The 25,851-nt window shown below is 49.5% G+C and carries 18 protein-coding genes and 1 CRISPR repeat array (1 of these 19 cut by a window edge); of the genes, 12 read left to right on the top strand and 6 right to left on the bottom strand.

Annotated features, from left to right (window positions below; genetic code table 11):
- Window positions 1–1,340: direct repeats of the CRISPR family, unit length 47 nt; unit sequence GCTGTTTCCAATGGTTCAAAGATACTAAAATGAAAGCAAATCACAAC (it extends 625 nt beyond the left edge of the window).
- A 1,597-nt stretch (window positions 1,341–2,937) separates the two neighbouring features.
- Window positions 2,938–4,491: an AAA family ATPase gene (locus DW039_RS11590; RefSeq protein WP_117922791.1), complete on the top strand. Its 1,554-nt coding sequence runs from the start codon at window positions 2,938–2,940 to the stop codon at window positions 4,489–4,491.
- Between the two features lie 22 nt (window positions 4,492–4,513).
- The gene (locus DW039_RS11585; RefSeq protein WP_120381979.1) at window positions 4,514–5,965 is read left to right on the top strand and encodes a hypothetical protein; all 1,452 of its coding nucleotides are present in this window, start codon (window positions 4,514–4,516) and stop codon (window positions 5,963–5,965) included.
- Here DW039_RS11585 and DW039_RS11580 read toward each other — a convergent pair.
- The 6 genes from DW039_RS11580 to cdd all read right to left on the bottom strand — a co-directional run bounded on the left by DW039_RS11580 (window position 5,962) and on the right by cdd (window position 14,087).
- Complete coding sequence (locus tag DW039_RS11580) at window positions 5,962–7,833, bottom strand: TonB-dependent receptor (protein WP_371682769.1); 1,872 nt, start codon at window positions 7,831–7,833, stop codon at window positions 5,962–5,964. The genes DW039_RS11585 and DW039_RS11580 overlap by 4 nt on opposite strands.
- Window positions 7,834–7,985: 152 nt before the next feature.
- Complete coding sequence (locus DW039_RS11575) at window positions 7,986–9,386, bottom strand: aldo/keto reductase (protein ID WP_087333056.1); 1,401 nt, start codon at window positions 9,384–9,386, stop codon at window positions 7,986–7,988.
- Between the two features lie 48 nt (window positions 9,387–9,434).
- A complete protein-coding gene (locus DW039_RS11570; RefSeq protein ID WP_120381967.1) occupies window positions 9,435–10,931 on the bottom strand; it encodes a 4Fe-4S binding protein in 1,497 nt (498 codons plus the stop codon).
- Window positions 10,932–10,963: 32 nt separating this feature from the next.
- A complete protein-coding gene (locus tag DW039_RS11565) occupies window positions 10,964–11,503 on the bottom strand; it encodes a flavodoxin family protein (RefSeq protein WP_022400806.1) in 540 nt (179 codons plus the stop codon).
- 105 nt (window positions 11,504–11,608) lie between these two features.
- A complete protein-coding gene (locus DW039_RS11560; RefSeq protein ID WP_120381966.1) occupies window positions 11,609–13,246 on the bottom strand; it encodes an ABC-F family ATP-binding cassette domain-containing protein in 1,638 nt (545 codons plus the stop codon).
- Window positions 13,247–13,604: 358 nt separating this feature from the next.
- A complete protein-coding gene (gene cdd, locus DW039_RS11555; RefSeq protein ID WP_005837423.1) occupies window positions 13,605–14,087 on the bottom strand; it encodes a cytidine deaminase in 483 nt (160 codons plus the stop codon).
- A gap of 101 nt (window positions 14,088–14,188) precedes the next feature.
- On the opposite strand from cdd, the gene DW039_RS11550 reads away from it, so the two are divergent.
- The 10 genes from DW039_RS11550 (at window position 14,189) to DW039_RS11505 (ending at window position 25,846) form a co-directional block, all read left to right on the top strand.
- A complete protein-coding gene (locus DW039_RS11550; RefSeq protein ID WP_008664751.1) occupies window positions 14,189–15,112 on the top strand; it encodes a glucosaminidase domain-containing protein in 924 nt (307 codons plus the stop codon).
- A gap of 143 nt (window positions 15,113–15,255) precedes the next feature.
- Complete coding sequence (locus tag DW039_RS11545; RefSeq protein ID WP_061411533.1) at window positions 15,256–16,503, top strand: efflux RND transporter periplasmic adaptor subunit; 1,248 nt, start codon at window positions 15,256–15,258, stop codon at window positions 16,501–16,503.
- Window positions 16,500–17,819 carry an ABC transporter permease gene (locus tag DW039_RS11540; protein ID WP_057282095.1) on the top strand — a complete coding sequence of 440 codons (1,320 nt, stop codon included), beginning with the start codon at window positions 16,500–16,502 and terminating at the stop codon, window positions 17,817–17,819. The genes DW039_RS11545 and DW039_RS11540 overlap by 4 nt, the downstream gene beginning before the upstream one ends.
- Before the next feature lie 16 nt (window positions 17,820–17,835).
- Window positions 17,836–19,131: an ABC transporter permease gene (locus DW039_RS11535; protein ID WP_120381978.1), complete on the top strand. Its 1,296-nt coding sequence runs from the start codon at window positions 17,836–17,838 to the stop codon at window positions 19,129–19,131.
- Between the two features lie 159 nt (window positions 19,132–19,290).
- The gene (locus DW039_RS11530) at window positions 19,291–19,956 is read left to right on the top strand and encodes an ABC transporter ATP-binding protein (RefSeq protein ID WP_005831162.1); all 666 of its coding nucleotides are present in this window, start codon (window positions 19,291–19,293) and stop codon (window positions 19,954–19,956) included.
- A 54-nt stretch (window positions 19,957–20,010) separates the two neighbouring features.
- A complete protein-coding gene (locus DW039_RS11525; RefSeq protein ID WP_009038276.1) occupies window positions 20,011–21,285 on the top strand; it encodes an ABC transporter permease in 1,275 nt (424 codons plus the stop codon).
- 15 nt (window positions 21,286–21,300) lie between these two features.
- Complete coding sequence (locus DW039_RS11520) at window positions 21,301–22,560, top strand: FtsX-like permease family protein (RefSeq protein ID WP_005831158.1); 1,260 nt, start codon at window positions 21,301–21,303, stop codon at window positions 22,558–22,560.
- Window positions 22,561–22,601: 41 nt separating this feature from the next.
- Entirely contained in the window at window positions 22,602–23,225 is a 624-nt protein-coding gene (locus DW039_RS11515) for a GIN domain-containing protein (protein ID WP_005837414.1), read from the top strand.
- A gap of 52 nt (window positions 23,226–23,277) precedes the next feature.
- A complete protein-coding gene (locus DW039_RS11510; RefSeq protein WP_005831154.1) occupies window positions 23,278–24,576 on the top strand; it encodes an ABC transporter permease in 1,299 nt (432 codons plus the stop codon).
- 31 nt (window positions 24,577–24,607) lie between these two features.
- On the top strand, window positions 24,608–25,846 hold the full coding sequence (locus tag DW039_RS11505) for an ABC transporter permease (protein ID WP_008664742.1): 1,239 nt from the start codon (window positions 24,608–24,610) through the stop codon (window positions 25,844–25,846).
- Window positions 25,847–25,851 lie beyond the last annotated feature (5 nt).

The following is a 25,851-nucleotide window of genomic DNA, read 5'->3' as shown; positions in this document are numbered from 1 at the left end:
TGGTTCAAAGATACTAAAATGAAAGCAAATCACAACGTATGGCAACCACCGGGGCACGCAAAGTCGGCTGTTTCCAATGGTTCAAAGATACTAAAATGAAAGCAAATCACAACGCACATTGGTCAGCATATTCGTACTCACCGGCTGTTTCCAATGGTTCAAAGATACTAAAATGAAAGCAAATCACAACTTGTATATCAGCGTGACGAGTTGAAGCAGGGCTGTTTCCAATGGTTCAAAGATACTAAAATGAAAGCAAATCACAACATGGATGAGCTACGGCAGCAAGAAGATGAGCTGTTTCCAATGGTTCAAAGATACTAAAATGAAAGCAAATCACAACCACGACGGCAACATTGGAAATCACAACGGAGCTGTTTCCAATGGTTCAAAGATACTAAAATGAAAGCAAATCACAACGAGTAGTGGTAAACGCACCATTAACAACAGCTGTTTCCAATGGTTCAAAGATACTAAAATGAAAGCAAATCACAACTGGGGCGGTTCAGCCAGATATGCCACGTGCGCTGTTTCCAATGGTTCAAAGATACTAAAATGAAAGCAAATCACAACCGTATAGCGATATTCTCATTCTTACTGAAGCTGTTTCCAATGGTTCAAAGATACTAAAATGAAAGCAAATCACAACAATTCTCCCAAAGCATCTATTGTTAATTTGCTGTTTCCAATGGTTCAAAGATACTAAAATGAAAGCAAATCACAACCGCTTTCGACATCTTCTTTTTATAGGAAGAGCTGTTTCCAATGGTTCAAAGATACTAAAATGAAAGCAAATCACAACTTAAGGATATGATTAAATACTGTAGACCTTGCTGTTTCCAATGGTTCAAAGATACTAAAATGAAAGCAAATCACAACTACTGTGCAGGTGTGCATAAAATATGTTAAGCTGTTTCCAATGGTTCAAAGATACTAAAATGAAAGCAAATCACAACGAGTGTACTCTGGTATTACTCCGTTCGCTGGCTGTTTCCAATGGTTCAAAGATACTAAAATGAAAGCAAATCACAACAGGAAAATATGTGGAATAAGGAGAACGCATGCTGTTTCCAATGGTTCAAAGATACTAAAATGAAAGCAAATCACAACTTACTCTTACTTATGCTCCTTGTTTTCTTGCTGTTTCCAATGGTTCAAAGATACTAAAATGAAAGCAAATCACAACACTTCGTAACTATTCTTTTCGTTATGATAGGCTGTTTCCAATGGTTCAAAGATACTAAAATGAAAGCAAATCACAACTTGGTTTTCGCAGCGTTCCTCGTTCCGTTTGCTGTTTCCAATGGTTCAAAGATACTAAAATGAAAGCAAATCACAACTACCGGTTCTGAATCCGTGTCTGCAAATCTGCTGTTTCCAATGGTTCAAAGATACTAAAATGAAAGCAAATCACAACACCCCGGCTGCATGATGCGCGTAACGGCGGCTGTTTCCAATGGTTCAAAGATACTAAAATGAAAGCAAATCACAACTGATTCTCGGAAGCATGAAATCTGATACAGGCTGTTTCCAATGGTTCAAAGATACTAAAATGAAAGCAAATCACAACCTGGTGATGCTGTTGATTTAAAACCTCTTGGCTGTTTCCAATGGTTCAAAGATACTAAAATGAAAGCAAATCACAACCGCATAGTGATATTCTCATTTTGTCTGAAGCTGTTTCCAATGGTTCAAAGATACTAAAATGAAAGCAAATCACAACTGTCTGATAATGACCTTTTGTCCACGGTTCGCTGTTTCCAATGGTTCAAAGATACTAAAATGAAAGCAAATCACAACGTACGGTGTAAACAATAAAGGAAAGAAAGAGCTGTTTCCAATGGTTCAAAGATACTAAAATGAAAGCAAATCACAACTACCGGAACAAATATCCCAATGCCCAACATGCTGTTTCCAATGGTTCAAAGATACTAAAATGAAAGCAAATCACAACCCACCGCTCACTGTTACGGCAGTCGGATACGCTGTTTCCAATGGTTCAAAGATACTAAAATGAAAGCAAATCACAACTATAATCTGTTGCCATAGCACTTTGTTTCTGCTGTTTCCAATGGTTCAAAGATACTAAAATGAAAGCAAATCACAACGGCAGAAAGCGGTATGAATGCAAGTGAACCGCTGTTTCCAATGGTTCAAAGATACTAAAATGAAAGCAAATCACAACCGAAACAAAAAGGGGGGTTTATACGCTCAAGCTGTTTCCAATGGTTCAAAGATACTAAAATGAAAGCAAATCACAACACGACAAGCCGTGTGAACTCATACAGGTAAGCTGTTTCCAATGGTTCAAAGATACTAAAATGAAAGCAAATCACAACTGTACGCTTATACTGATGAAATCTTCGTTGGCTGTTTCCAATGGTTCAAAGATACTAAAATGAAAGCAAATCACAACGAATGCTCTTAAACAGTTTCCAATTCTCGGGCTGTTTCCAATGGTTCAAAGATACTAAAATGAAAGCAAATCACAACGATTTTATCCCGTTCAGCTTTGGCACTGGCGCTGTTTCCAATGGTTCAAAGATACTAAAATGAAAGCAAATCACAACTTTCCAACGGGTATATGAAAGTAGAATAATGCTGTTTCCAATGGTTCAAAGATACTAAAATGAAAGCAAATCACAACGATGTCAAAGCGTTGTTGCCTTGCATGATTGCTGTTTCCAATGGTTCAAAGATACTAAAATGAAAGCAAATCACAACATTCTTTAGGGGCGTTCAACCTGATACAGTGCTGTTTCCAATGGTTCAAAGATACTAAAATGAAAGCAAATCACAACGTGTGTGTGCGTGTCTGTGTGTATTTGTTTTCCAAAGATAGTGAATCTTAATAAGACTCTCTCTGATTTCCCTACTATTTTGTATCTTTACACACTTTTCTTTATACATGAGTACTGACTATAAATAAATCATATTGTGGAAATAACCCAACGCATTCGTCTCCTCCTTTCCGAAATGAACCGGGGAGTATACGAAAAAGAAACTGAAATAAACCTTTCCCTGCTGGCAGCTCTGGCAGGCGAGAGCATCCTGCTCCTGGGACCTCCGGGAGTAGCCAAGTCAATGGTAGCCAGGCGGCTAAAGTCTGCTTTTACAGATGCCCGTGCCTTTGAATACCTGATGTCCCGCTTCTCTACGCCCGACGAGATTTTCGGTCCTGTCAGCATTAGCCGACTGAAAGAATCCGACAAGTATGAACGTGCCATCGACGGCTATCTGCCCACAGCCGATGTCGTGTTTCTGGACGAAATATGGAAAGCAGGCCCTGCCATACAGAACACTCTGCTGACCGTCATCAACGAGAAACTTTTCCGCAATGGCGACAAGGAACTGCATCTCCCCCTCAAACTGCTCGTAGCTGCCAGTAACGAACTGCCCGCTCAAGGCGAGGGACTGGAAGCCCTATGGGACCGCTTCCTTATCCGCATTCTCTGCACCTGCGTCAAGCAGGAAGAGTCTTTCTACAAAATGCTGCTGGACGATTCTGCCGACCATCCGGAAACGACTGCCTGCGAATGGCAAATCTCCGACCGCGAGTATGCCGAATGGCAAGCTGAGATACGCCGCGTAACCTTGCCTCTCGATGTTCTTTCCTGCATCACAGCCATTCGCCACGGACTGACAAGCGTAGAGATGCAAGACTCCGACCTGCGCCGCAATGTCTACGTCAGCGACCGCCGCTGGAAGAACATCGTGAAGCTGCTCAAGACCTCCGCCTTCGTCCACGGCCGCACGGAAGTCTCCATGACCGACCTGCTTCCCGTCTACCACTGCCTATGGAGTGAGCCTGATGAGAGCGTTGCCATCCGTGACATCGTTATCCGTGCCTTATTCGTGTCCCACACAAAACAGATTGCCGGTATCGCCTCCTCGCTGAAATCCGATTTGAAAGTCAGCCGTGTGCGCGAAGCCCTCGACAAAGCCCGCCTTGCCGGCGACCGTAGGGACGATGACCTGCTGATAACGGAACATTTCTACTACCAGGTGGAGAAACATGGTACGGGCAACACCTACATCTTTATCGTGGACTACAGAAATCTGAAGGAGTACAGCGCCAAAGATGCCCCCACCTTGGGCGTAATGTATGCCGACCCCATCAATCCCAAGCGTACCATCATCCGCGCCTTTGCCGACACCGGCGCCGTGAAAGAGGAAGGCACCGAACGCGTCACCCTCTACCGCGACGACAAGCATCTCTACATCAACGGTGTGCGCTTCCCCATGCGGCGTCTGCAACGAGGTGAGGAGCAACAACTCTGGCTGGGAAACCTCTCCGTCACCGACCGTGACTACGAGACGGAACTGGACGCCGCCGCCACCAGCATAGACCGCCTGGTAAGAGATTTGTCCGACAACCTTTTCGTCTCCGAAGAAGACAAAAAGAGCGTAGCTCAATACGTCTCCATCGTCCGTAAGGAAATAGCCTGGGCGCGTGTGGACATGCGCAAACTGAGATATGGAGACGAATAATCCTCCAGTAACCAAGAAGAAGATGAACACCACCGTCACCCGATATGACACCGCCTTCTATGTGCAGGCACTGGACCGTTTCGTTGCCACCGGAGAGTGCGCAGAGACGGATACCGAGCCCTTGTATGCCTATCTACTCTCTGTGATGAACGACTCCATGGTCAAGGTGCAGGTGCTGGGCGATGAGGTCTGTGCACGTATCTTTTACGACACCATGATTCAGTTCATCCAATTGAACTTGGAGAAGGAGAGGTACAACCTCCGGAAAAGCCAGTCGGAACGGACCGGGATGAAACTCGTGCTGGAATGGTCCATGGCAAAGCGGAAAGACGGCTGGCAAGCCTTGCTCCAGCAGATTTCCGACAAATACCGGGAGTACGGCTTCGACTCCCGTTTCTACCGCAGCCACTTCAGTACAGAAGGAGGATATGCGGACGATGAAGTCTGGGAGAAAATGGTGGACGACTGGGAAGACGCCTTCCAACTGAAGATGCACGAAGAAAAGGAGAAAGAGATTGCTTTCCGCAAAGATGCCCTCGAGCGCAGGCTCCGTTCCAATCTGAAAGACATCCCCGAGTACATCCGCCAGAACCGGGTGGATAAGGACGAATTCTTCCAGACCTGGGGCATGATGAGCGGCTTGTGGAATACTGTCGACTTTGAGCGTATACGGAAAATCGTGCGCATCCAGCGCTCTTGCCCCGAGATAGTGAAAGTGGCCCGCAAGATGGGGCGTATGGCAGACGACGAAGGACGTGAGCAAATCCGCGTTGCCGAGGGAAACGTCTACAAAATGGAGCACTCCTCCAAATGTGACATCCTGGGCATCAGTACCGGCAACGACCTCAATACCCTGCTTCCCATTGAGCTTGCCCATTCCGCTGACAGTGAACTGGAAGATTTGTTCGTCTACAAATACCTTACTCGCAAGCTCCAGACCTTCCGTTATAAATCGGAAATCATGCAGCCTGCCCGGCGCATCGAAACCAAGCCTGCCCGTCCCAAAGGTCCGATGATTGTCTGTCTAGACACCTCGGGAAGCATGGCTGGCAAGCCGGAGAAGATTGCCCACTCCCTGCTGATAAAGCTCCTGGAGATAGCCGACCGTCAACGGCGGAACTGCTTTCTGATAGCCTTTTCCGTCTCCATTCATCCGATTGACGTAAGGAAAGAGCGGGCAAGGCTGCTCGAATTCTTCTCAAAGACAGCTTGCGGGGATACAGATGCCACCCGTATGCTGGAAGCCACGTTCCGCCTGCTCAAAGAAGGCAAGGAGTATATGAATGCTGATGTGCTTTGGGTCAGCGACTTCAAGATTCCTCACTCTTCACCTGCCTTTATGGAGGAGATTCGTCGCTGTCGGGAAGCCGGTACACACTTCTACGGTCTGCAGATTGGCATCACGGACAATGAGTGGGCACCATTCTTCGACCATATCTATCGAGTAGAATATACTCCTTCGCAACAGTATTAAAAGTTGATATTTACGCCTCCCATCACCGTGGCTTTCGGCATGGGGAAGCCTGCATTGATTTCATAGCGTTGCGCCAGCAGGTTTTCGCCCTTGACAAAGACGTCGGCAAAACTGCACAGACGGTAGTTGGCACGCAGGTTCCAGAGTACGAAGCTTTCCTGCTTCTCCTTGCTCGGGGTGACTGAGGTATGAAGCCCCTTCACGTATTGTATACCGGTAGACAGACTCCAGCGTCCTTGCGTAAAGTCCGCACCGGCATAAAGTTTGTGCTCGGGAGCAGCCAGTACCGGATTCTCCATGTGCAGCCAGCTGTAGTTGGCGTTTATCTGCCAGTGGCGGTTGATGCGGTATCCGAGGTTGGTTTCCACACCCCAGTTCTCTATCTCGTCGGAGTTGACGTTCTTGCGCAGGGCAGGGTCCGTCATGATGATGTTGTCCCCGTTGATGTAGTAGAGGTTCACCCCATAGGACATGGCCCCTCCCAAAAGCTGCCCCGTAAAGGAGAGTTCATAGTTCATCAGGCTCTCCGCTTTCAAATCGGGGTTCTGTGGAGGGAACATGTACATCTCCCGGATGGTGGGGTTACGGAATCCTTTGCTCACCATTGCTTTCAGTTCTGCCTGCCGCGGCAGATGGAAAGCCAGTCCCCCTTGGGGAATCCATTCCGTGCCCACGTGCGAATGGTGGTCTATGCGGACACCGGCGTCCAGTGAAAGCCAACTGTTGATGTCCTGCCTGAAATCCACATAGCCTGCAAATTCATCCATCTGCTTGTCCACGCCGGGGATGCGGTCACCAATCTGCTGTCCGGGTTTTGCCTCGTCGATGGCGACAACCTTGTTCCAGGACTCTCCGCCGAAGTGCTGGTAATCGAAACCTACGGTCAGGCGGTTGCCGGTGAAGAGCGTGGCGCTTTGATACCACGATATGCCCAGCATCCGGTCCTTGGAGTTGAAGTGCGACTTCTGGGGCTCTCCTCCGGGATGGTAGCCGTCATTAATCCTGTGCCGGCCCCAGTTGTAGAAGAAGCTCACGGCGCCGGAAGTGCGGTCGTAACGATTTTCCAGTGCGAAGGAGGTCATGCCGCGTGTGATGCGCGAGTCGTTGTCTATATACGGATTGTCGGCTTCGCCGGGATTGGAGGCGTTGAAGCGGGTGATGTTCACGTCGCCCCACAGCTTCCAGGTGTCGCTGAAGTCGTATCCCAGTTTGGCATATCCGCCATACTGCTCAAACTCCATGTCGTCACGGTGTCCGTCGGTACGGTTGTACGAGCCGGTCACCACGCTGCTGAAACGCCCTTTCCTCACGCGGTTGGAGACTTCCGTCTGCAGGGTATTGTAGGAACCGTATCCTATCTGCGCATTGGTTTTCACCCCGTCCTCCTGCATCTTGCGGGTGACGATGTTGATAACCCCGCCCATTGCATTGGACCCATAGAGGACGGAGGCGGGACCGCGCAGCACTTCCACCCGTTCGGCCATCATGCTCTGGTAGGCGTCGGCGATGGGATGCCCCATCAGGCCCATGTATTGCGGATGTCCGTCTATCAGCACCAGCAGGCTGGTTGTAGGTCCTCCGGCTGCGTTTACTCCGGCGCCTATACCGCGCAGGCTCATGCCTCCTGCGGCTCCCGTGGATACGCCGTAGCCCATGATGCCGCGGCTTGTGGTGAAAAGTCCAGGCACCTGCTCGGTCAGTGCAGGCAGGATGGAGGGCTGGTAGGTCTGTTCCAGTTGCTGGCGGCCCACTACGGAGATGGTCATTGGCAGGTGGCGGATGTCTGTTTCATTTCTTGTCCCGGTCACCACGACTTCATCAAGCTTGTAGCTTTTCAGCCGGAGGCTGTCGGCAGGTGCGGACAGCATACTACCCGGAAGGGCGATACTTATTAAAATTGCGGTTAAAATCTTTTTATTCATCGTTTATCTATGGTTCTTTCTGCAAAGTTATACAAAAAGATGAATCTGTATATGATTGGTAATCCTCGAAATGAAAACGGATGTGGAAGATAACTCCGTTAAAGGGTTTCCTGCTTCAGCGCTTCCACAAACCGGTCTATCTCCTGCAGTTTCGCCGGGATGTCGATGCCTTGCGGACAGTGTGGGTTGCATTGGCCACAACCGGTGCAGCGGTTGGCTTGGCGGAGACGGGGAACACTGCGGTCATAGCCTATCAGGAAGGCGCGGCGTGCCTCGCGGTAATTCTCGTCTTGGCTGTTCTGCGGCACGTTGCCCTCGTTGATGCAGCGGTTGTAGTGCAGCAAGATGGCTGGAATATCCAGTCCATAGGGGCACGGCATACAGTATTTGCAGTCGTTGCACGGCACGGTGGGGTATTGCAGCATTCGCTGGGCGGTATCTTCCAGTAAGGTAAACTCCTCTTCCGTACATGGAACAAGCGGGGAGAAGGTACGCAGGTTGTCTTGCAGATGCTCCATGTACGTCATTCCGCTTAGTACGGTCAGCACATCGGGGAAAGTACCTGCGAATCGGAAGGCCCAGGAAGCTACGCTCTCCTGCGGACGGCGTTGTTTCAGACGTGCCATCAAGTGGTCGTTCAGGCGGGATAGGCGTCCGCCCAGCAGCGGCTCCATGATAACGGCGGGAATGTTGCGCTTCACCAGCTCGGCATATAGGTATTCGGCATCCGTGTTGCGGGTATTCACTTCTTTGGCATGTCGCCAGTCCACGTAGTTCAGTTGGATTTGTACGAAGTCCCATTTCAGTTCGTCGTGGCGGGAGAGCAGGTAGTCAAAGACTTCGATGTCTCCATGATAGGAGAATCCGAGGTTGCGGATGCGTCCGGCTTCACGCTCTTTCAGCAGGAAGTCCAGCATGCCGTTGTCCAGATAGCGGGAGCGGAGGGCTTCCATGCCGCCCATGCCGATGCCGTGCAACAAGAGGTAGTCGATGTAGTCCACTTGCAGGTCGCGGAAGGAGCGGTGATACATGGCAAGGGACTCTTCGCGGCTGTGCGTGCTGGGACTGAAGTTGGACAGCTTTGTGGCAAGGAAGAATTTCTCCCGTGGATGGCGTTTTAAGGCAATGCCTGTGGCGCGCTCCGACAGACCTTGCACATAGGCGGGAGAGGTGTCGAAATAGTTCACTCCGTGAGCAATGGCATAGTCTATCAGGTCGTTCACGGCTTCCTGGTCTATTTCGTCTCCATTCCCGTCGGCACGTTTCCGGGTGGGCCATCGCATGCATCCGTATCCTAGCAGGGAAACCCGGTCGCCCGTGTTGGGATTGGTACGGTAGGTCATCTTGTCGGTTGGTATCTCGCCCAGCGCGGCCGATTCGCTCTCCCCGTTGTTCTTGTTGCCCGAACAGCCGTACAGGGCTGCTGCCGAGGCAAGCGTTCCTGCACCGGCGAGCTTGAAGAAATCGCGGCGGTTTATCTTGTTCTTGTCTTCTTTCATTGTGATAGGACTGAAATTATAAATGGATATTTGGGTGATAAAGCTGCTTTAGACAGTTCTGTGCATCACATGGCCTTCCACATAAATGGCACTGAACGGACGCGACGGACAAAGGTTCTCGCATGCTCCGCATCCGGTGCAGCGTTCGGCGTTGACTACCGGTATCTTGATGGAGGCTTCGTCTTCCGGGTCTGAAGGAACCATCTGTATGGCACCGGCCGGACAATGGCGGGCACAGTTCCCGCATTCCATCTTGTCTGTGATGCAGATGCAATTCTCCTTAATCCATACGGCATGACCGATTTGGACGGCCGATTTCTCGGCGAGGCTCGTCAGATGGATGGCATCGGTAGGACACACCTCCGCACACTTGGCGCATTCGGGGCGGCAGTAACCGCGTTCGTAGGACATTTCCGGCTGCATCAGTTTTGTCAAGTCCGAAGAAGGACGGAGCACTTGGTTGGGACATACCGATATGCAGAGCTGGCAGGCTGTGCAGTGTTGTGCAAAGTGGCGGGCGCTCAGTGAGCCCGGAGGAGTGATGGGAGTGGCGCGCTCGGGGATTTTTTTGTCCTCGATGACAGCCAGTCCACCGTCCACTTTCTTCTCCTGCGCCTTGAGGGCTGCCGTAGCAGCAAACACGGCAGTTGTAGAGAGAAATGCGCGGCGGGCGTCGTTTACCTGCTCCGGTGCCACGGGGGAGTCCTGGGAGACTGCAGCGGAGGCCGACTTGCGGCGTGTGTAAGTGATGGCACCTTTCCTGCACTTGTTGATGCAGTCCATACATGCCACGCAACGGCTGTAATCTATTTCGTGTGCCTTGATGTTGATGCACGATGCCTTGCAGTTGCGGGCACAAAGTCCGCAGTTGTTGCACTTCTTTGTGTCAATCACCGGTTTCAGCAAGGAATACTTCGAGAGGAAACCAAGCACTGTACCTACCGGACAGATGGTGTTGCAATAGGTACGTCCACCTCGCCATGCCAGCACGATGAGGACCACCAGAGTGACCGTGGCAATCAGCAGGGTAGGGAGACTCTTCATCCATACATCCGTTTCATAGAAGGCATAGCTGTCAGCACGTTCGGCCAGGTAGGCCAGTCCGTTGTTTGCCCACTGGTAGAGTGGGGAGAAAAGGCTGGAAACGATGCGCCCGTATGAGCTGTAAGGGGCCAGCAGCACGACAAAAGAGTTCAGTCCGCCGATAATGGCAAGTACGAATACTCCCAGCACACCGTAGCGTAGCCATTTCAGTGCAGGCGAGTAGCGGAAACGGTTCTTCTTCCGTTTGGCGGAGAGCCAGGAAACAATGTCCTGGAATACTCCCAACGGGCAGATGACGGAGCAGTAGATGCGTCCGAATACCAAGGTCAGCACTGCAAGAAACAGCACTACACCGATGTTCAGTGCCAGCACGGCCGGCAGGAATTGTATTTTCGCCATCCATCCGAACCAGGCATGCAGTGTTCCCGTGAAGTCGAGGAACAACAGCGTGATGAGTGCGAAGAAGATGACGGCAAGGGTCAGTCTGATGGTACGTAGCATAAATGTATTGTATAGCGATTAGTATTCGTTCTTTATACCTTTTTTCCCATCTCGTAGGCTTCGTGCATGGAAGGCTTGTCGTTTATCTCGCCCACCTTCCAGGCACCCACGCCATAAATGGTGCCGCATTCTTTGGGCTCTTCCAGGCAGTCGAGGAAGCCACGGAAACCATCGATGGTACGCTCCATCATGGGGACACTTTCTTCGGCGGCGGCGATGATGAAGTAGAACTCCTTGTCCTTTATTTCAAGGTAGCGTGCGCAACAACGGTCAATCAGTGTCTTCATCTGCGCGCTCATGGTGTAGAAGTATACGGGAGTTGCCATGACGATGACGTCGGCGGCAATCATCTTTTCCACCACTTCGGCGGCATCGTCCTTTTGCGGGCAGGGTTTGCCGTACATGCTGCATACGCTGCATCCCGTGCAGTAGTTGATGTGCTTGTCTTTCAGGAAAATCTTTTCTACTTGATGTCCGGCCTCTGCGGCACCGCGCATGAATTCATTGCACAAGAGGTCGGAGTTTCCATTCCTGCGGGGACTGGAGGAGAGGATTAATACTTTTTTGCTCATATTCGTTGTTCGTTAGTTAGTAAATGATTACGTGCTGCAAAAATAGGCAGGTTTTATGAGAATGGCAGTATACAAATTACGGTTGTTGTTACCTAAATTACTGATTCATTCCAAAAGTATCTCCCGTTCGATGCCGGTGTCTTTCAGAAACTCCCGGTCGTGGCTGATGGCAATTACGGTGCCGGCGTAGTCGCGTATCGTTGCCGTTATTATTTCTATGCTCTCGATGTCCAGATTGTTGGTGGGTTCGTCCAGAATGAACATATCCGGGGTATTGTCGGCAATCATCAGGCAGCAGAAGGAGAGGCGCATCTTTTCGCCGCCACTCAGTTTGCCGCACGGCTTGTTCCACACGTCGCGGGGAAAGAGGTAACGGTTGAGGATGGTTTTCACTTCATGTTCCGGCAGGTGGCGGTGGTTGAAAGCTTCTGCTTGTTGGAGTACGCTGCGCTCATTACGGACGAGGGAGTATTCTTGGTCCAGATAGACGGAGGTGAAGCCGGCACGCTCCATCACTCCGTCGGTGGGGTGCAATTCGCCCATGATGAGTTTCAGCAGGGTTGTTTTTCCACTGCCGTTTTTTCCTTTCAGGCTGAGGCGGTCGCCGCTTCTTAGCTGGAAGGTGAGGGGAGAAGCCCAGAGACTCTTTGCAGCCGTCTCCGTGTGGGGTGTTTCTGCGGGGGAGGCTGTATGGTCGGGATAATGGAAGTTGACGTTCCTTGCCGTAATCAGAATCTTGCCCGTATGCAGATGGGAGGTGTTGAAGTCTGTTTTCAGCTTGTCCGTCTGCGACAGTAAACTTTTGATGCCTGCCATTTCCGTCTGCAGCTTTTCCGCTTTCTCCGCATGTATGCTGCTGAGTCTGCTACTGCTGTTTTCCGCATTGTTTTTCAGTGCTCCCATCATGATGCGGGGAATCCCCTTTTTAATGGAGTTTTTTTCTCCCCGCACATTCTGTTTGGCCTTCCGTTCTTCTACTTCGCGTGCCACTTTGCGTACAAGGCGCAGGGCTTTCTGCTTCTCTTCTAGTTGTTGGGTGAGGGCGTTTTGTTGCAGGGTCTTCTGTTTTTTGTAGAAGTCGTAGTTTCCGCTGTAATACGTCAATCCCTGGGAGGAGAGTTCGCAGATGGCAGGCAACTGATTCAGTAGCGTGCGGTCGTGACTGATGACGAGCACGGTAGCCGATGTCCGTCGTATCAAGTTATACAGACGTTCCCGTCCATCCGCGTCCAGATAGTTGGTCGGTTCGTCCAGCAGGATGGCTGTTGGGTTGTGCAACTCCATGCCTGCCAGGAAGATGCGGGTCTTTTCGCCGCCGCTAAGTCCTTCCATCGGACGGGAGAGTGGGATACCGTCCAGTCCCCAGCTGTCGAGAGAAGTCTGGGCGCGTTCTTCCACGTTCCAGTCATCATTGAGCGTATTGAAGTGCTTTTCGGTAGCGTCACCGCTTAGGATGGCATGCAGGGCAGATAGCTTGTGGCTGATTCCCAAAGCTTGTGCTATTGTCTGCCGGTCGTATTGTCCGAAGTGCTGGGGCACGTAGTACAGATGTTCGGGGCGTAGCACCGTTCCCGAACTTGGTGACAAGTCTCCTGCCAAAATGCGCATGAGGGTAGACTTGCCGCAACCGTTATTTCCGGTCAGGGCTATTTTATCTCCGGAGTTGATACTCAAGTGGAGGTGTGAAAACAAGATTTCCTTATCTGCATGGATATAGCTAAGGTCTTTAATGATAAAGCTCATAAGTTTCTACTGTGTTTTTAGAAGTAAGAATGATAGGGGAGATGCAAGCATTCCCCGAAATTGAAATTCTCGAAGGGGAGGGGTACAGACAAACACAGTATTGGCTAAACATCTATATAGGTGATGCTCAGCGTTCAGTCTGAAAAAGCATGTTGATAGTGATGTTTACCGAAATGTGTTGTCTTTAGTCGGATATTCTCATCGGTGGAATTAATTGGTTAGTGGGCGCAAAGGTAATGATTTCCACTGAATAACAAAGGCTTTTTGCGATATTAATATCGTGTCGGCAAGAAGTTAATATCGTGTTTGCAAGAAATTAACTTCCTGCAGACACGATGTTAATACTTTATTGGTTCTGTTACTTCATGGCCGAAGCATCGAACGAGAGTGGCAGTAATTCTCCCACATTCTTCAGCTCGTAGATTCCTTTTTTGCCATACAGCAACACCCGCATTGGCTGCTTGAAGCGCTTCTCCGTTTCGAGCATCACTTGCCGGCAGGCGCCGCAGGGCGGGATGGGAGACTCCAGGAACTCGTCGTGCTCGTTGCGTGCAGCAATGGCGAGGGTGGTTACTGCCTGGTCGGGATGTTGGGAGTTGGCATAGAATAGGGTGGTGCGTTCTGCACACAGCCCGGAAGGATAGGCGGCGTTTTCCTGGTTGGTGCCGGTCACTACAATACCGTTTGCCAGTCTGGCTGCAGCTCCTACCGAGAAGTGGGAGTAAGGGGCATAGCTGCGGTTGGTAGCCTCGCGGGCGGCATCCATCAGTTCGCGGTCGGCGGCATCCAGTTCTTCATAGTCGTATATCTTGACGGCGATTTCGATATTTAATTCTTTCATAAGGCAAAGGGTTATATTGTAATTAATGTTACAAAGATAGAAAAGAGATTGGTTATTTCAATTCTTTTACGGACTTTTGTGCAGAACTCAACATTTTAAGCATGAAACGGATTTTCAGACTGACTGCTATCATAGCATTTCTTTTTATTTCCATTACAACAGTGCAGGCACAACGCCGGAATGCCCGCTACAATGAGTATATCAAACAGTATGCTCCCCTTGCCGTGGAGCAGATGCAACGTCATAAGATACCTGCCAGCATCACGCTGGCCCAAGGGCTGTTGGAGAGTGGTGCCGGATACAGCGAGCTGGCGCGTAAGAGCAACAACCACTTCGGCATCAAGTGTGGAGGCAACTGGCGCGGACGGACGGTGAGGCATGATGACGATGCCCGCAATGAATGTTTCCGCGCTTATCGCAATCCGAAAGACTCTTATGAAGACCATTCCGATTTCCTGAAACGGGGAGCACGTTATGCTTTTCTTTTCAAACTGAAGATTACGGACTATAAGGGTTGGGCGCGCGGCTTGAAGAAGGCCGGCTATGCTACCGACCCGTCGTATGCCAACCGCCTGATAACCATTATTGAGGACTATGAACTGTATAAGTACGACAGCCGTGGCATGAGCAAACACGATGTCCGCAGTTGGGAGAAGGAACTGAAAAAGAAACCTTGGCTGGCCAATCCGCATCAGGTGTACATTGCCAACGATATAGCTTATGTCGTGGCGCGCGACGGAGACACCTTCCAGGTGTTGGGCAAGGAGTTTGACATCAGCTGGAAGAAACTGGTGAAATACAACGACCTCCATAAAGAATATACACTGGAGGTGGGAGACATCATCTACTTGAAAGAAAAGCGCAAGAAAGCTGCCAAACCCCATACTGTCTACATTGTGAAGGACGGCGATTCCATGCACTCCATTTCCCAAAAGTACGGTATTCGTCTGAAGAACCTTTATAAGATGAATCGTAAGGATGCGGAATACGTGCCCGAGGTGGGAGACCGCTTGAGATTAAGATAAAGAAGCTATCCGAAAATGTACAGGGTGTCCGAAAACGGACACCCTTCTTTTTTGTCTTTTCGCTTACTTTCAGGGGGTTATGATTTTGGCATGGATTTAGTATATATTAAGCGTTATGTTCGCAAACAATAAAATTAAAAGATATGGATAGAGAAATTCCGAAAGAAGTGCGTAATAAAGAACGCAATAAGAAAATCATCCGCTACGGTGCTATCGGCGTGGCAGGTATCGTAGTGGTCAGTGTACTCATTTCATTGATGCGTACGGGAGTGAAGGAGAAAGACCTTGTATTCTCCAAAGTAGGCAAGGGTACGATTGAAGTCAGTGTCAGTGCCTCCGGAAAAGTGGTTCCTGCATTCGAGGAAATTATAAATTCACCTATTAATACCCGCATTTTGGAAGTGTACAGAAAAGGTGGTGATAGTGTGGATGTCGGTACCCCTATCCTGAAACTGGACTTACAGAGTGCCGAAACCGACTACAAAAAGATGCTGGATGAAGAGCAGATGCGCAGCTACAAGCTGAAACAGCTGAAACTTGACAACCAGACCAAACTGACCGACCTTCAGATGAAAATCAAAGTCTCCGCCATGAAGCTGGACCGCATGAAGGTGGAACTGCGTAACGAGCAGTACCTTGATAGCCTCGGTTCGGGCACCACCGACAAAGTGCGCCAAGCCGAACTGAGCTACAACGTAGCACAACTGGAATACGAGCAATTACAGCAGCAGTATGCCAACGAGAAGGAAGTGCTGGCTGCAGAATACCAAGTGCAGGAACTGGATTTCAGCATGTTCCAGAAGACACTGGCCGAAACCAAACGTACGCTCGACGATGCGCAGGTGCGTTCGCCCCGGAAGGCCATCCTTACTTATATCAACAATCAGATTGGTGCCCAGGTTCCTGAAGGGACCCAGATTGCCGTCATCTCCGACTTGAGCCACTTCAAGGTGGAAGGCGAGATTGCCGATACTTACGGTGACCGTGTGGCTGCCGGCGGCAAGGCCATTGTGAAGATTGGCAGCGAAAAGCTGGAAGGTTCCGTAAGCAGTGTTACTCCGCTTTCAAAGAATGGCGTCATCTCCTTTACCGTGCAGTTGAATGAGGACAACAACCGCCGACTGCGTTCCGGTCTGAAAACCGACGTCTATGTGATGAATGCAGTGAAGGAAGACGTGATGCGCATAGCCAATGCCAGCTATTATGTGGGACGTGGGGAGTATGAACTTTTTGTACGCAATTCCGACAAGGAAATTGTAAAGCGCAAGGTGCAGCTGGGCGATTCCAACTTTGAGTTTGTAGAAGTGGTCAGTGGCTTGCAACCGGGTGATGAAGTGGTGGTGAGCGATATGAGTAACTATAAGAACAAGAATAAGTTGAAGCTAAAATGATAAAGGTTTACTTGAAACAAGCCTGGGAGCTGTTGAAGCAGAATAAACTGTTCAGCATGCTCTACATTGTGGGTACGGGGCTGGCCATTGCCATGACAATGATTATGGCGGTGGTGTATTATGCGAAGATTGCGCCCGTCTATCCGGAGGCAAACCGCATGAATACGCTTTACCTCAGCAATTCAAAATTCACGCAGGGAAGCGGCAACAATACCAGGACCATGCAATGGGCTGTTTCCTACAAGGCACTGCAAGACTGGTTCTATCCCGTAGAGAATGCCCTTGTCGTTTCGGCCGAGCTGCATAATGATTTGTCGGAAAACAGTTATATACAGCCTGCCGACTGCAGCGGTGATTTTCCGGTTATGGTAAAGTTGACAGACCCTGCTTTTTTCAAGATATATTCTTTCCAATTCCTGGAAGGTAGTCCATTCACGGCATCCGACCTGGCAAGTGGCATTTCCACTGCTGTCATTACCGATGATTTGGCACGCCGCTTGTTCGGTACGACGGAAGAGGTCGTAGGACGCTCGTTCAGCCTGAACTATATCGACTATCGGGTTTGTGGGGTGGTGCGCAGTGCCAGTTACCTCACCTCTAAATCCTATGCACAGCTTTATATACCTTATACGGTGTCGCCCGATTACAGCACTCCCAAGTACGACCTTCCCTATCTGGGAGCTTTCAGTGCTACCTTTCTGGTGCAGGACAGTAAGCAGGGAGATGCTCTGCGGGCTGAGATAAAGGAAATCTGCCGCAAGGAGAATCTTATGCATCCCGATGAATGGAAAGTAGATTTCTGGGAGCAGCCCACCTCCCATCTGTTGAGTGTCTTCAAGACTTATGCAAGTATGGAGTTTGACCTTTGGGCCACAGTGCGCCACTTTCTGCTTGTCCTGCTCGTATTGCTGTTGGTGCCTGCCCTGAATCTGAGCGGCATGATATCGAGCCGTATGGAGGGACGTCTGGCAGAGATGGGTGTGCGGAAATCGTTTGGAGCCGGACGTAAGATACTGCTTTCACAAGTGATGTGGGAAAACCTGCTGCTGACCGCACTGGGCGGAGCATTGGGCTTGCTGCTGGCATGGCTGGCACTTTACGTGGGACGCGAGTGGATATTTACGGTATTCGACAGCTGGCCGAATATGGTACCCGAAGGAGTGGAGGTCCGCGTATCGGGTGAAATGCTGTTTGCTCCGCTGGTTTTTCTCGCCGCATTGGCGCTGTGCGTCGTGCTGAATCTGTTGTCGGCCCTTATACCGGCGTGGTATTCCTTGCGGAAACCGATTGTGAACTCACTGAATGAAAAACGATAAGACACGGGAGGTTGGTATGTTTAAGTTAATATGGAAGAATCTTTGGGCGCGCCGCCGCAAGAACGGATGGTTGTTGGCCGAATTGATATTGGTGAGTATCATCAGTTGGGTTGTATTGGACCCGGTGATTGTGGTTACGCACGATCGTAATATCCCGTTGGGCTATGATGCGGAGCGGCTTTGCCTCATTTCATTGGGCGCATTGCAGCCCCAGGCACCGGGATACGATGCCGAAGCGCAGGACTCTGCTACGTTGGTGGACAACTATTATAATTTGGTGCGTTATGTCAAGGACTTTGACGGTGTGGAATCGGCCACTCCCGTGCTGGGATTCTGTTATCCCAATTCTTCGGGAAGTTCGAATAGTCAATTGTTTGCCGAAGGGGATACGATTCCCTTATCTATTATGATGATACAATTTTTGCCTCATACGAACTTTTTCGATACGTATGGTTTCCGTTCCGGTAAGGGGCGGACACCCGGACAGCTGTCCGACTACGCCTATGCCCCGAATGACATTGTACTGACGGAGAATGCTGCCGAACAGTTGTTCCATACCAAAGACGCGCATGGCAAACGCTGTATAAGCAGAGACCATGGAGATACCTTGTACATGCCGGTTGTCGGTACGATAGGAGCCATGAAGATGTATAGCGAGTGGCGTCCCGTCCCCGTTGCATTTATGCCGATGCTTACCATCGATACAAGTTATATCCCTGAAAGTGCCCATATCCTGGTACGTCTCAAAGAGGGTGTCAGCATGGAGCGTTTTCTGCACGATTTCCGTCCTTGGATGGTGAAGGAGATGAGGCGGGGCAATCTGTTTGCTCGCAGTGTCCGTTCCTATGAGCAGATTATAACGGAGAGCGAAGCCAGCAATTCCACACCGATTTACCGCCGTAATCTGGCGATGGCGGCTTTCTTCCTGGTGAATCTTTGCCTGGGTGTCATCGGTACCTTCTGGTTGCAGACACGTACGAGGCGCGAGGAAGTGGGAGTGATGCTGTCGTTCGGAGCTACACGTAGTGACATTGTCCGCCTGCTGATGGGCGAAGGCACGGTATTGACCGTGGTCGCTTCACTGACTGGTTTTCTGCTTTATTTGCAATATGTACTGAAAGAAGGGCTGGCCAAAGGACAGAATTGGGTGGAGAGTACAGAGAGCTATTGGGTGTCGGATTTCACCTCGCATTATCTGCTCGTGTCGCTCGTCATCTTTCTGATACTGCTGGTGGTAGTGTTGGTGGGAATCTATATCCCAGCGCGCAACATCAGCCGCATTCCACCTACGGAAGCTCTGCGTGACGAATAGATGAAAACGGACAAAGTGTTCATTTTCGGACACCTTACTGCATGTATAAATAGCAGATAATCAATAATAAACGGTTTTGGCACAACTTTTGACCTCTTGAAACAGAAATTGTGCGGAATAGAAACGGAACAGAATAATAACAATTAAATACTTACCATTATGATTAAGTTAACTGGCATCAACAAGATTTATCGTACAAACGAGATTGAAACCGTGGCATTGGAAAATGTAAACCTCGAAGTGAACAAGGGAGAATTTCTCAGTATCATGGGACCCTCCGGTTGTGGAAAATCTACGTTGCTGAACATTATGGGTTTACTGGATGCACCTACCAGCGGCACCATCGAAATAGCCGGTACGAAAGTGGACGGCATGAAGGACAAGGAGCTGGCTGCTTTCCGTAACCAGAAGCTGGGTTTTGTGTTCCAGTCTTTCCATCTGATTAATTCGCTGAATGTGCTGGATAATGTGGAGCTGCCTTTGCTGTATAGAAAGGTGTCTGCCAAGGAACGCCGTCATCTGGCGGAAGAGGTATTGAAGAAGGTCGGTTTGAGCCACCGCATGCGTCACATGCCTACACAGCTTTCCGGCGGTCAGTGCCAGCGTGTAGCCATTGCCCGTGCCATTATCGGCAACCCGGAGATAATCCTCGCCGATGAGCCCACCGGTAACCTGGACTCCAAGATGGGTGCCGAAGTCATGGAACTGTTGCATCAACTGAACAAGGAAGACGGACGTACCATCGTGATGGTGACCCACAATGAAGAGCAGGCCAAACAGACCTCACGTACCGTCCGCTTCTTCGACGGACGTCAGGTGGAATAATTACTGCTTAACAGCCAACTGTCAACTATTAATTATCAACTATCAATAAATGAAATGCAAACCGTAAGACAAGCTTTTACAATCTTGAAGCAGAATCCGCTGCTAAGTACGATTTCCATATTGGGTACGGCCTTTGCTATCACCATGATTATGGCTATTGTGATTACTTGGCAGACAAAATATGCTGACTTGGAACCGGAAGTGAACCGCAGTCGGTGTCTTTACTTTTCCGCTATGCACGTATACGACAAGGAAAAGGACGGCAATAATAATTGGAGTAATCCTTCGGCGGCATTTATGAAAGAATGCGTGCAGCCGGTGCCCGAAGTGGAATACTGTACGGCATTTTCCCCAGCCGGTTTGTCGTTGGCTTCGTTGACTGACGGTAACAATCGGGTGAAAGTGGATGCTATGCGGACAGATCCCGACTTCTGGAAAGTGTTCAGCATGCAGTTTCTTGCCGGACGCGGCTTCAGCGAAGCCGACCGTGCTGGAGAAAGCAAGGCTGTAGTAGTCTGTGCGTCTGTAGCGCGGAAACTGTATGGAAGTACAGATGTAGTGGGACAGGAATTCCTGCTGAACCGGGAACTTGCACGTATCGTGGGAGTGGTGAAAGATGTTTCCGTCACTGCTAAGGATGCATACGCACAAGTGTGGGGTATGTACAGTGCCGACGAACTGAAAATTACCGGAGTCCACAGTTATTTGGGAGGCATGCAGATTGCTGTATTGGCACGTACATCTGATGACTTTCCTGCCATCCGGGAGGGCATTGCCAAGCAGGTGGAACGTGTTAATGCCGGATTGGGCAACAAACAGATAGACATCATGGAACAGCCGGACAATATCGTGGCGCACGTCAACCACGTATGGGCTAATGTAGGGCCAGACTTGACAATGCTTTATCTTCAATATGCCGTAGCTTTATTTATCATTTTGTTGGTACCGTCACTCAATTTGTGTGGCTTGAGTAACAGCCGCATGCAGCAACGTATTACCGAATTAGGTGTACGTAAGGCTTTTGGAGGAACGAAAAGCGTGCTTGTGCGGCAGATACTGAACGAAAATCTGATGTTGACATTACTGGGTGGAGTAGTGGGACTGCTTTTCAGTTATTTGGCAGTATATGCCATGCGTATGTGGCTGTTCACCAATAATCAGAATGTGGGTACGTCGGGCGAGCTCAGCTTGAACATGGAGGCGCTGTTTAGTCCGTGGGTATTCCTGCTGGCATTTGTTTTCTGTGTGGTCATCAATCTGTTGAGTGCGGCACTGCCTGCATGGATAGCGGCACGGCACACTATTGTAGATTCTTTGAATGATAAATAGAAGGAGGTACTTGATATGAAATTTACGATACATAACTTACGTATGATAAAGGCACGCTTCAGCAGTAACGGCTGGGTATTGGCTGAATTGTTCTTGGTATTCATCGTGATGTGGTTCCTCTGTGACTCACTGGGATGCATGAAATATACTTTCTACCGTCCGCTGGGTTATAATATTGAACATGTCTATAAATTATCCACCGTTGTAGGTGGAGAAAGTCGGGATACGAGTCTGACTGATGCCGATAAATATCTGGGTATATTGGCGAAATTGGAACAAGAGCCTTCCGTAGAGGCAGCTGCCCTTTGTTATTGGAGCCTTCCGATGAGTGGCAGTAATAGTTACAATGCGTTGGTTGTGCAAGATACTTCCTGGGTGCAAGGACGCTGTATTTATACGACTGGAGGATATATGGATGTTTTCCGGATAAGTGAGGACCCGCGTCACCCGTTCCGGGACACTCCCGCAGGATGGAACAATGTGACACTGAGTAATGCCGCTTTTGAACGTTTTCGTAAGAAAATGCCGGAGTTTTCGCAGACTACGCCGTTAGGTAATGGTGATTCTGTTACAATCATCAAGCAGATGGGGAAGACCGGTGCTTTCCGTTCCTATCGTTATGGAGTTGAGGAACCTTGGTTCTTTTATCATTTGGGAGAGAATATGATTAAGGCAGAGTTTGCCGACAATTGGTCGCAGATTGTTTTCCGCGTGAAGCCTGCTGCCGACGGACCGGATTATCGGGAGAAGTTTCTGCGCGAAATAGCGCCTAAACTGGACACGGACAATGCGTTTGTGGCAGATGCCGCTCCCTATACTGAACAACAGTTGCAGTTCGAGGTGATGAATGGCGATACGGATAAGGTGAACAGTCAGGCTGTGGTGGTGCTCTTCCTGCTGGTGAATGTATTTTTGGGGTTAATAGGCACCTTTTGGTTCCGTACTCGCCGCCGCCGTTCGGAGATAGCTCTACGGATGGCGATGGGCAGTACGCGTGGCGGTGTGTTTCGTTTACTGATAGGTGAGGGGTTACTGTTATTGGCGTTAGTGACATTGCCTGCCATGGTTGTATGCTACAATGTGGGGATGGCGGAATTTACTATAGGACGTACCTCTCTCATATCCACTTGGCCGATAGAGTGGAGTGTGATACGCTTCCTTGCAGGTTCTCTAGGGGCTTGGTTACTGATAGCTCTGATGGTAGTGATTGGAATATGGTTTCCGGCACGGCAGGCTATGAAGATTGAGCCGGCAGAGGCGTTGCATGAAGAGTAGTATGAAAAACAATAGAGGATTAACAATAAAAAAGAAGAAAAATGAAAACTAATATAGTAGGTATTATCATTGCATTGATATTGACATTTGTAGGTATGCTGAGTGTTTATGCACAAGATACCAAAGTGAGTGAAGTGCGCAAAGTGGATGCCTTTTCGTCCATTGAGATAACGTCTGTGGGAACAATTTATTTTACACAGAGTGACACTTATTCTTTCAAGATTGAAGGTAAGGAGAAGCACGTGAAGAATACAGAAACCACAGTGAAGGACGGCTGTCTGCTGATAGGCTTCAAGGATAGGAAAAACAAGAGCATGAGAAATCAGAAAGATGGCGTGACCATTTGGATTTCGGCTCCTGATTTGAAGAAGGTGGAGTTTACCGGTGTAGGGGAGTTCAATTGTGAGAAGCCCTTGAAACTGGATGAGGTGTCATTTGAAGTAAAGGGAGTGGGTGAAGTGAATGTATCCGATTTGACGTGTGACGAGCTGAAAGTTGCTTTGCGCGGAGTAGGTAGCGCCGATATTCATGTAGTCTGCGATTATTTGACTGCCAGAATGAGTGGTGTGGGTGACGTCACTTTGAGCGGAACTGCCGGGCATGCTGACATTTCTAAAGGAGGCATAGGCGGAGTGAATACATGTAACCTGAAGGTGGGCCGTTGAGTAGCGGTAACACCAATCGTAAATAGTAAATCGTCTAATCGTAAATATCAATATGATAAAGCAATACTTCACACAAGCCTGGGCACAGTTGCGGCAGCAACCGATGATTAGTGCCGTCAGCATAGCCGGTACGGCACTTGCCATCTTCCTCATCATGCTGGTGGTGATGATGCAGCAGGTGAAGGTAGCTCCGTTTGCTCCGGAGAGCAACCGCGACCGCTTTCTACATGTGCATTATATGAGCATCACCAACAAAAGCTGGGGAGAGGGAAACAGTTCCAACGGACCGATGGGGATAAAGACTGCGCTTGAGTGCTTCAAATCGCTGAAGACCCCCGAAGCAGTAACGATTTATACCTGTATGGTCATTTCTACCCCCGTGAATCTGCCGGGACAACCTGCAACGGGTATCGACCTGTTGCAGACAGATGATACTTTCTGGCGTGTGTTTGATTTCTCTTTTGTTGCCGGGAAACCTTATGACCAGGCTACATTCGATGCCGGACTACCCGTAGCGGTAATTACGGAAAGTGTAGCGCGCAGGTTATTCCAGACAACGGAGGCTGTTGGTCGCGAATTCCTTTTGAACCATGCTCCTTATACAGTGTCCGGTGTAGTGAAGGATGTTTCTACTTTGGCCAACACTGCCTATGCGCAGGTATGGGTGCCCTATACTTCTACTGAGATAACGAAAAGCACATGGAGTGATGAGCATATGGGGATGATGAGCGTTACCATTCTGGCGAAAAGCCGTGATGATTTTCCTGCTATTCGTGAGGAGACGGAACGCCGCCGTCAGGAGTACGACACTGTAATTGGCGAGAATGGTTATTCGTTGATTTACCGTAACCGTCCTTATGACCAGGAGAAAAATGCCGCAGGAATGGCTGCCAACATCGAACCGGACGTGGACCAGGCACGCAGGCAGCGTCTCATTATCTTCATCATTCTACTGATTGTTCCTGCCATCAACCTCAGCTCGATGACGCAGAGCCGTCTGCGCCAGCGTGTGGCAGAGATTGGTGTGCGCCGGGCATTCGGTTCAACGAGACTGGAACTGATGGGGCAAATCATTGCAGAAAATCTGGTGGTGACATTGCTGGCAGGGGTGATGGGATTGTTGCTGAGTGTAGCATTCGCTTATTTGGGAAATACACTGCTGTTTGCGCAGGAATTCAGCCAGACGCTGAGTCCTCCGGCAGTGGATGCGAGCATATTGCTGCATGGCTCCACCTTTGGCTGGGCGTTGTTGTTCTGCTTTGTGCTAAACTTACTAAGTTCCGGTATTCCCGCATGGCGTGCATCAAGAATAGGGATTGTAAATGCATTGGGCGGACGTTTGCATAAATAACTCCATCACAAAACATTAATCATTGAAGAAAATGACTAAGAAACTTCTTACACAGATAAAGAATGAATGGCTCTCAAACCTATGGTTGGTGTTGGAGTTATTGGTAGTGAGTGTAGTGATGTGGTACGTGGTAGACTATCTCTACACGCGCGCCGCCACCTATCTGGAGCCGAGAGGCTTTAATATAGAGCACTGCTACCTTATAGAGTTGGGGGAACTGACACCCAAAAGTCCCGACTACATAGCCGGGCATACCTCTCAGCAGACCCACGATGACATAGCCGAGTTGTTGGAGCGTCTGCGTCGTCGGCCGGAGATAGAAGCGGTCAGCCTTTCGCAGAATTCGTATCCTTACAACGGAAGCAATTCAGGCGCTGAAGTAAGCTATGACACTTTGCGTTCTCCCGGTTGGACCATCCGCAGGTTAGTGACACCGGACTTTCCCCGTGTATTCCGCTATCGGGGCACGCGTGGCGAGACACCCGAACAATTGGCTGAAATGTTGGAGCGCGGGGAGTTTATGGCTTCGGATAACCTCTACCGGAAATACGACTGCCGGATGACAGATCTCGTAGGCCAGCGGTTCTATCTTTTTGGTGATACTACGAAGACCTACCGGCTGGGTGCTGCACTGCAAAATGTACGCTATCACGATTATGACCAGGCGCGAAGCTCATATTCCATGATGGTGAAGCAGAGTTTCTACTATATCGGTCTCGAACTTTGTGTCCGCGTCCGTGAAGGGCAGGACAATGACTTCATTGAGAGGCTGAAGGCAGACAGTGAGAGCCAGTTCCGCATAGGCAATATCTTCATTTCGGAGATACGTTCTTTCAAGGATATTCGTCGCAACTACCAGCAGGCATGGACCAATGACATCCGTAACTATGTGATGGGTATGGGATTCCTGCTGCTGAACATTTTCCTCGGCTTGCTCGGAACATTCTGGTTCCGTACGCAGCAACGCCGTTCGGAGATAGCACTGCACAAAGCGCATGGAGCGACAGACCGTGCCATCTTCAGCCGGCTGCTTAGTGAAGGGATATTGTTGTTGGCAATTGTCACCCCCGTTGCATTGCTCATCGATTATAATCTTGCACACCTGGAGTTGAACTCCTGGAGGAACGGTACGACGTTGGAGTGGGACCGCCTGCTGCTATGTGCCGCCATCAGCTTTGTGCTGATTGCCCTAATGATTGTCATCGGTATAGGTATTCCCGCCCGCAAGGCGATGAAGGTGCAGCCTGCCGAAGCATTGCACGATGAATAGAAAGC

The organism is Bacteroides sp. AF39-16AC, from assembly GCF_003602735.1.
Taxonomy (GTDB): Bacteria; Bacteroidota; Bacteroidia; order Bacteroidales; family Bacteroidaceae; genus Bacteroides; species Bacteroides uniformis.
The sequence above is the reverse complement of the archived record's forward strand: the minus strand, read 5'-3'. Positions and strand labels throughout refer to the sequence as shown.

Coding starts and splice junctions, on each gene's coding strand:
- DW039_RS11585 (WP_120381979.1), top strand. CDS start 4,514: ATGAACACCACCGTCACCCGATATGACACCGCCTTCTATGTGCAGGCA.
- DW039_RS11580 (WP_371682769.1), bottom strand. CDS start 7,833: ATGCTGTCCGCACCTGCCGACAGCCTCCGGCTGAAAAGCTACAAGCTT.
- DW039_RS11575 (WP_087333056.1), bottom strand. CDS start 9,386: ATGAAAGAAGACAAGAACAAGATAAACCGCCGCGATTTCTTCAAGCTC.
- DW039_RS11570 (WP_120381967.1), bottom strand. CDS start 10,931: ATGCTACGTACCATCAGACTGACCCTTGCCGTCATCTTCTTCGCACTC.
- DW039_RS11565 (WP_022400806.1), bottom strand. CDS start 11,503: ATGAGCAAAAAAGTATTAATCCTCTCCTCCAGTCCCCGCAGGAATGGA.
- DW039_RS11560 (WP_120381966.1), bottom strand. CDS start 13,246: ATGAGCTTTATCATTAAAGACCTTAGCTATATCCATGCAGATAAGGAA.
- cdd (WP_005837423.1), bottom strand. CDS start 14,087: ATGAAAGAATTAAATATCGAAATCGCCGTCAAGATATACGACTATGAA.
- DW039_RS11550 (WP_008664751.1), top strand. CDS start 14,189: ATGAAACGGATTTTCAGACTGACTGCTATCATAGCATTTCTTTTTATT.
- DW039_RS11545 (WP_061411533.1), top strand. CDS start 15,256: ATGGATAGAGAAATTCCGAAAGAAGTGCGTAATAAAGAACGCAATAAG.
- DW039_RS11540 (WP_057282095.1), top strand. CDS start 16,500: ATGATAAAGGTTTACTTGAAACAAGCCTGGGAGCTGTTGAAGCAGAAT.
- DW039_RS11535 (WP_120381978.1), top strand. CDS start 17,836: ATGTTTAAGTTAATATGGAAGAATCTTTGGGCGCGCCGCCGCAAGAAC.
- DW039_RS11530 (WP_005831162.1), top strand. CDS start 19,291: ATGATTAAGTTAACTGGCATCAACAAGATTTATCGTACAAACGAGATT.
- DW039_RS11525 (WP_009038276.1), top strand. CDS start 20,011: ATGCAAACCGTAAGACAAGCTTTTACAATCTTGAAGCAGAATCCGCTG.
- DW039_RS11520 (WP_005831158.1), top strand. CDS start 21,301: ATGAAATTTACGATACATAACTTACGTATGATAAAGGCACGCTTCAGC.
- DW039_RS11515 (WP_005837414.1), top strand. CDS start 22,602: ATGAAAACTAATATAGTAGGTATTATCATTGCATTGATATTGACATTT.
- DW039_RS11510 (WP_005831154.1), top strand. CDS start 23,278: ATGATAAAGCAATACTTCACACAAGCCTGGGCACAGTTGCGGCAGCAA.
- DW039_RS11505 (WP_008664742.1), top strand. CDS start 24,608: ATGACTAAGAAACTTCTTACACAGATAAAGAATGAATGGCTCTCAAAC.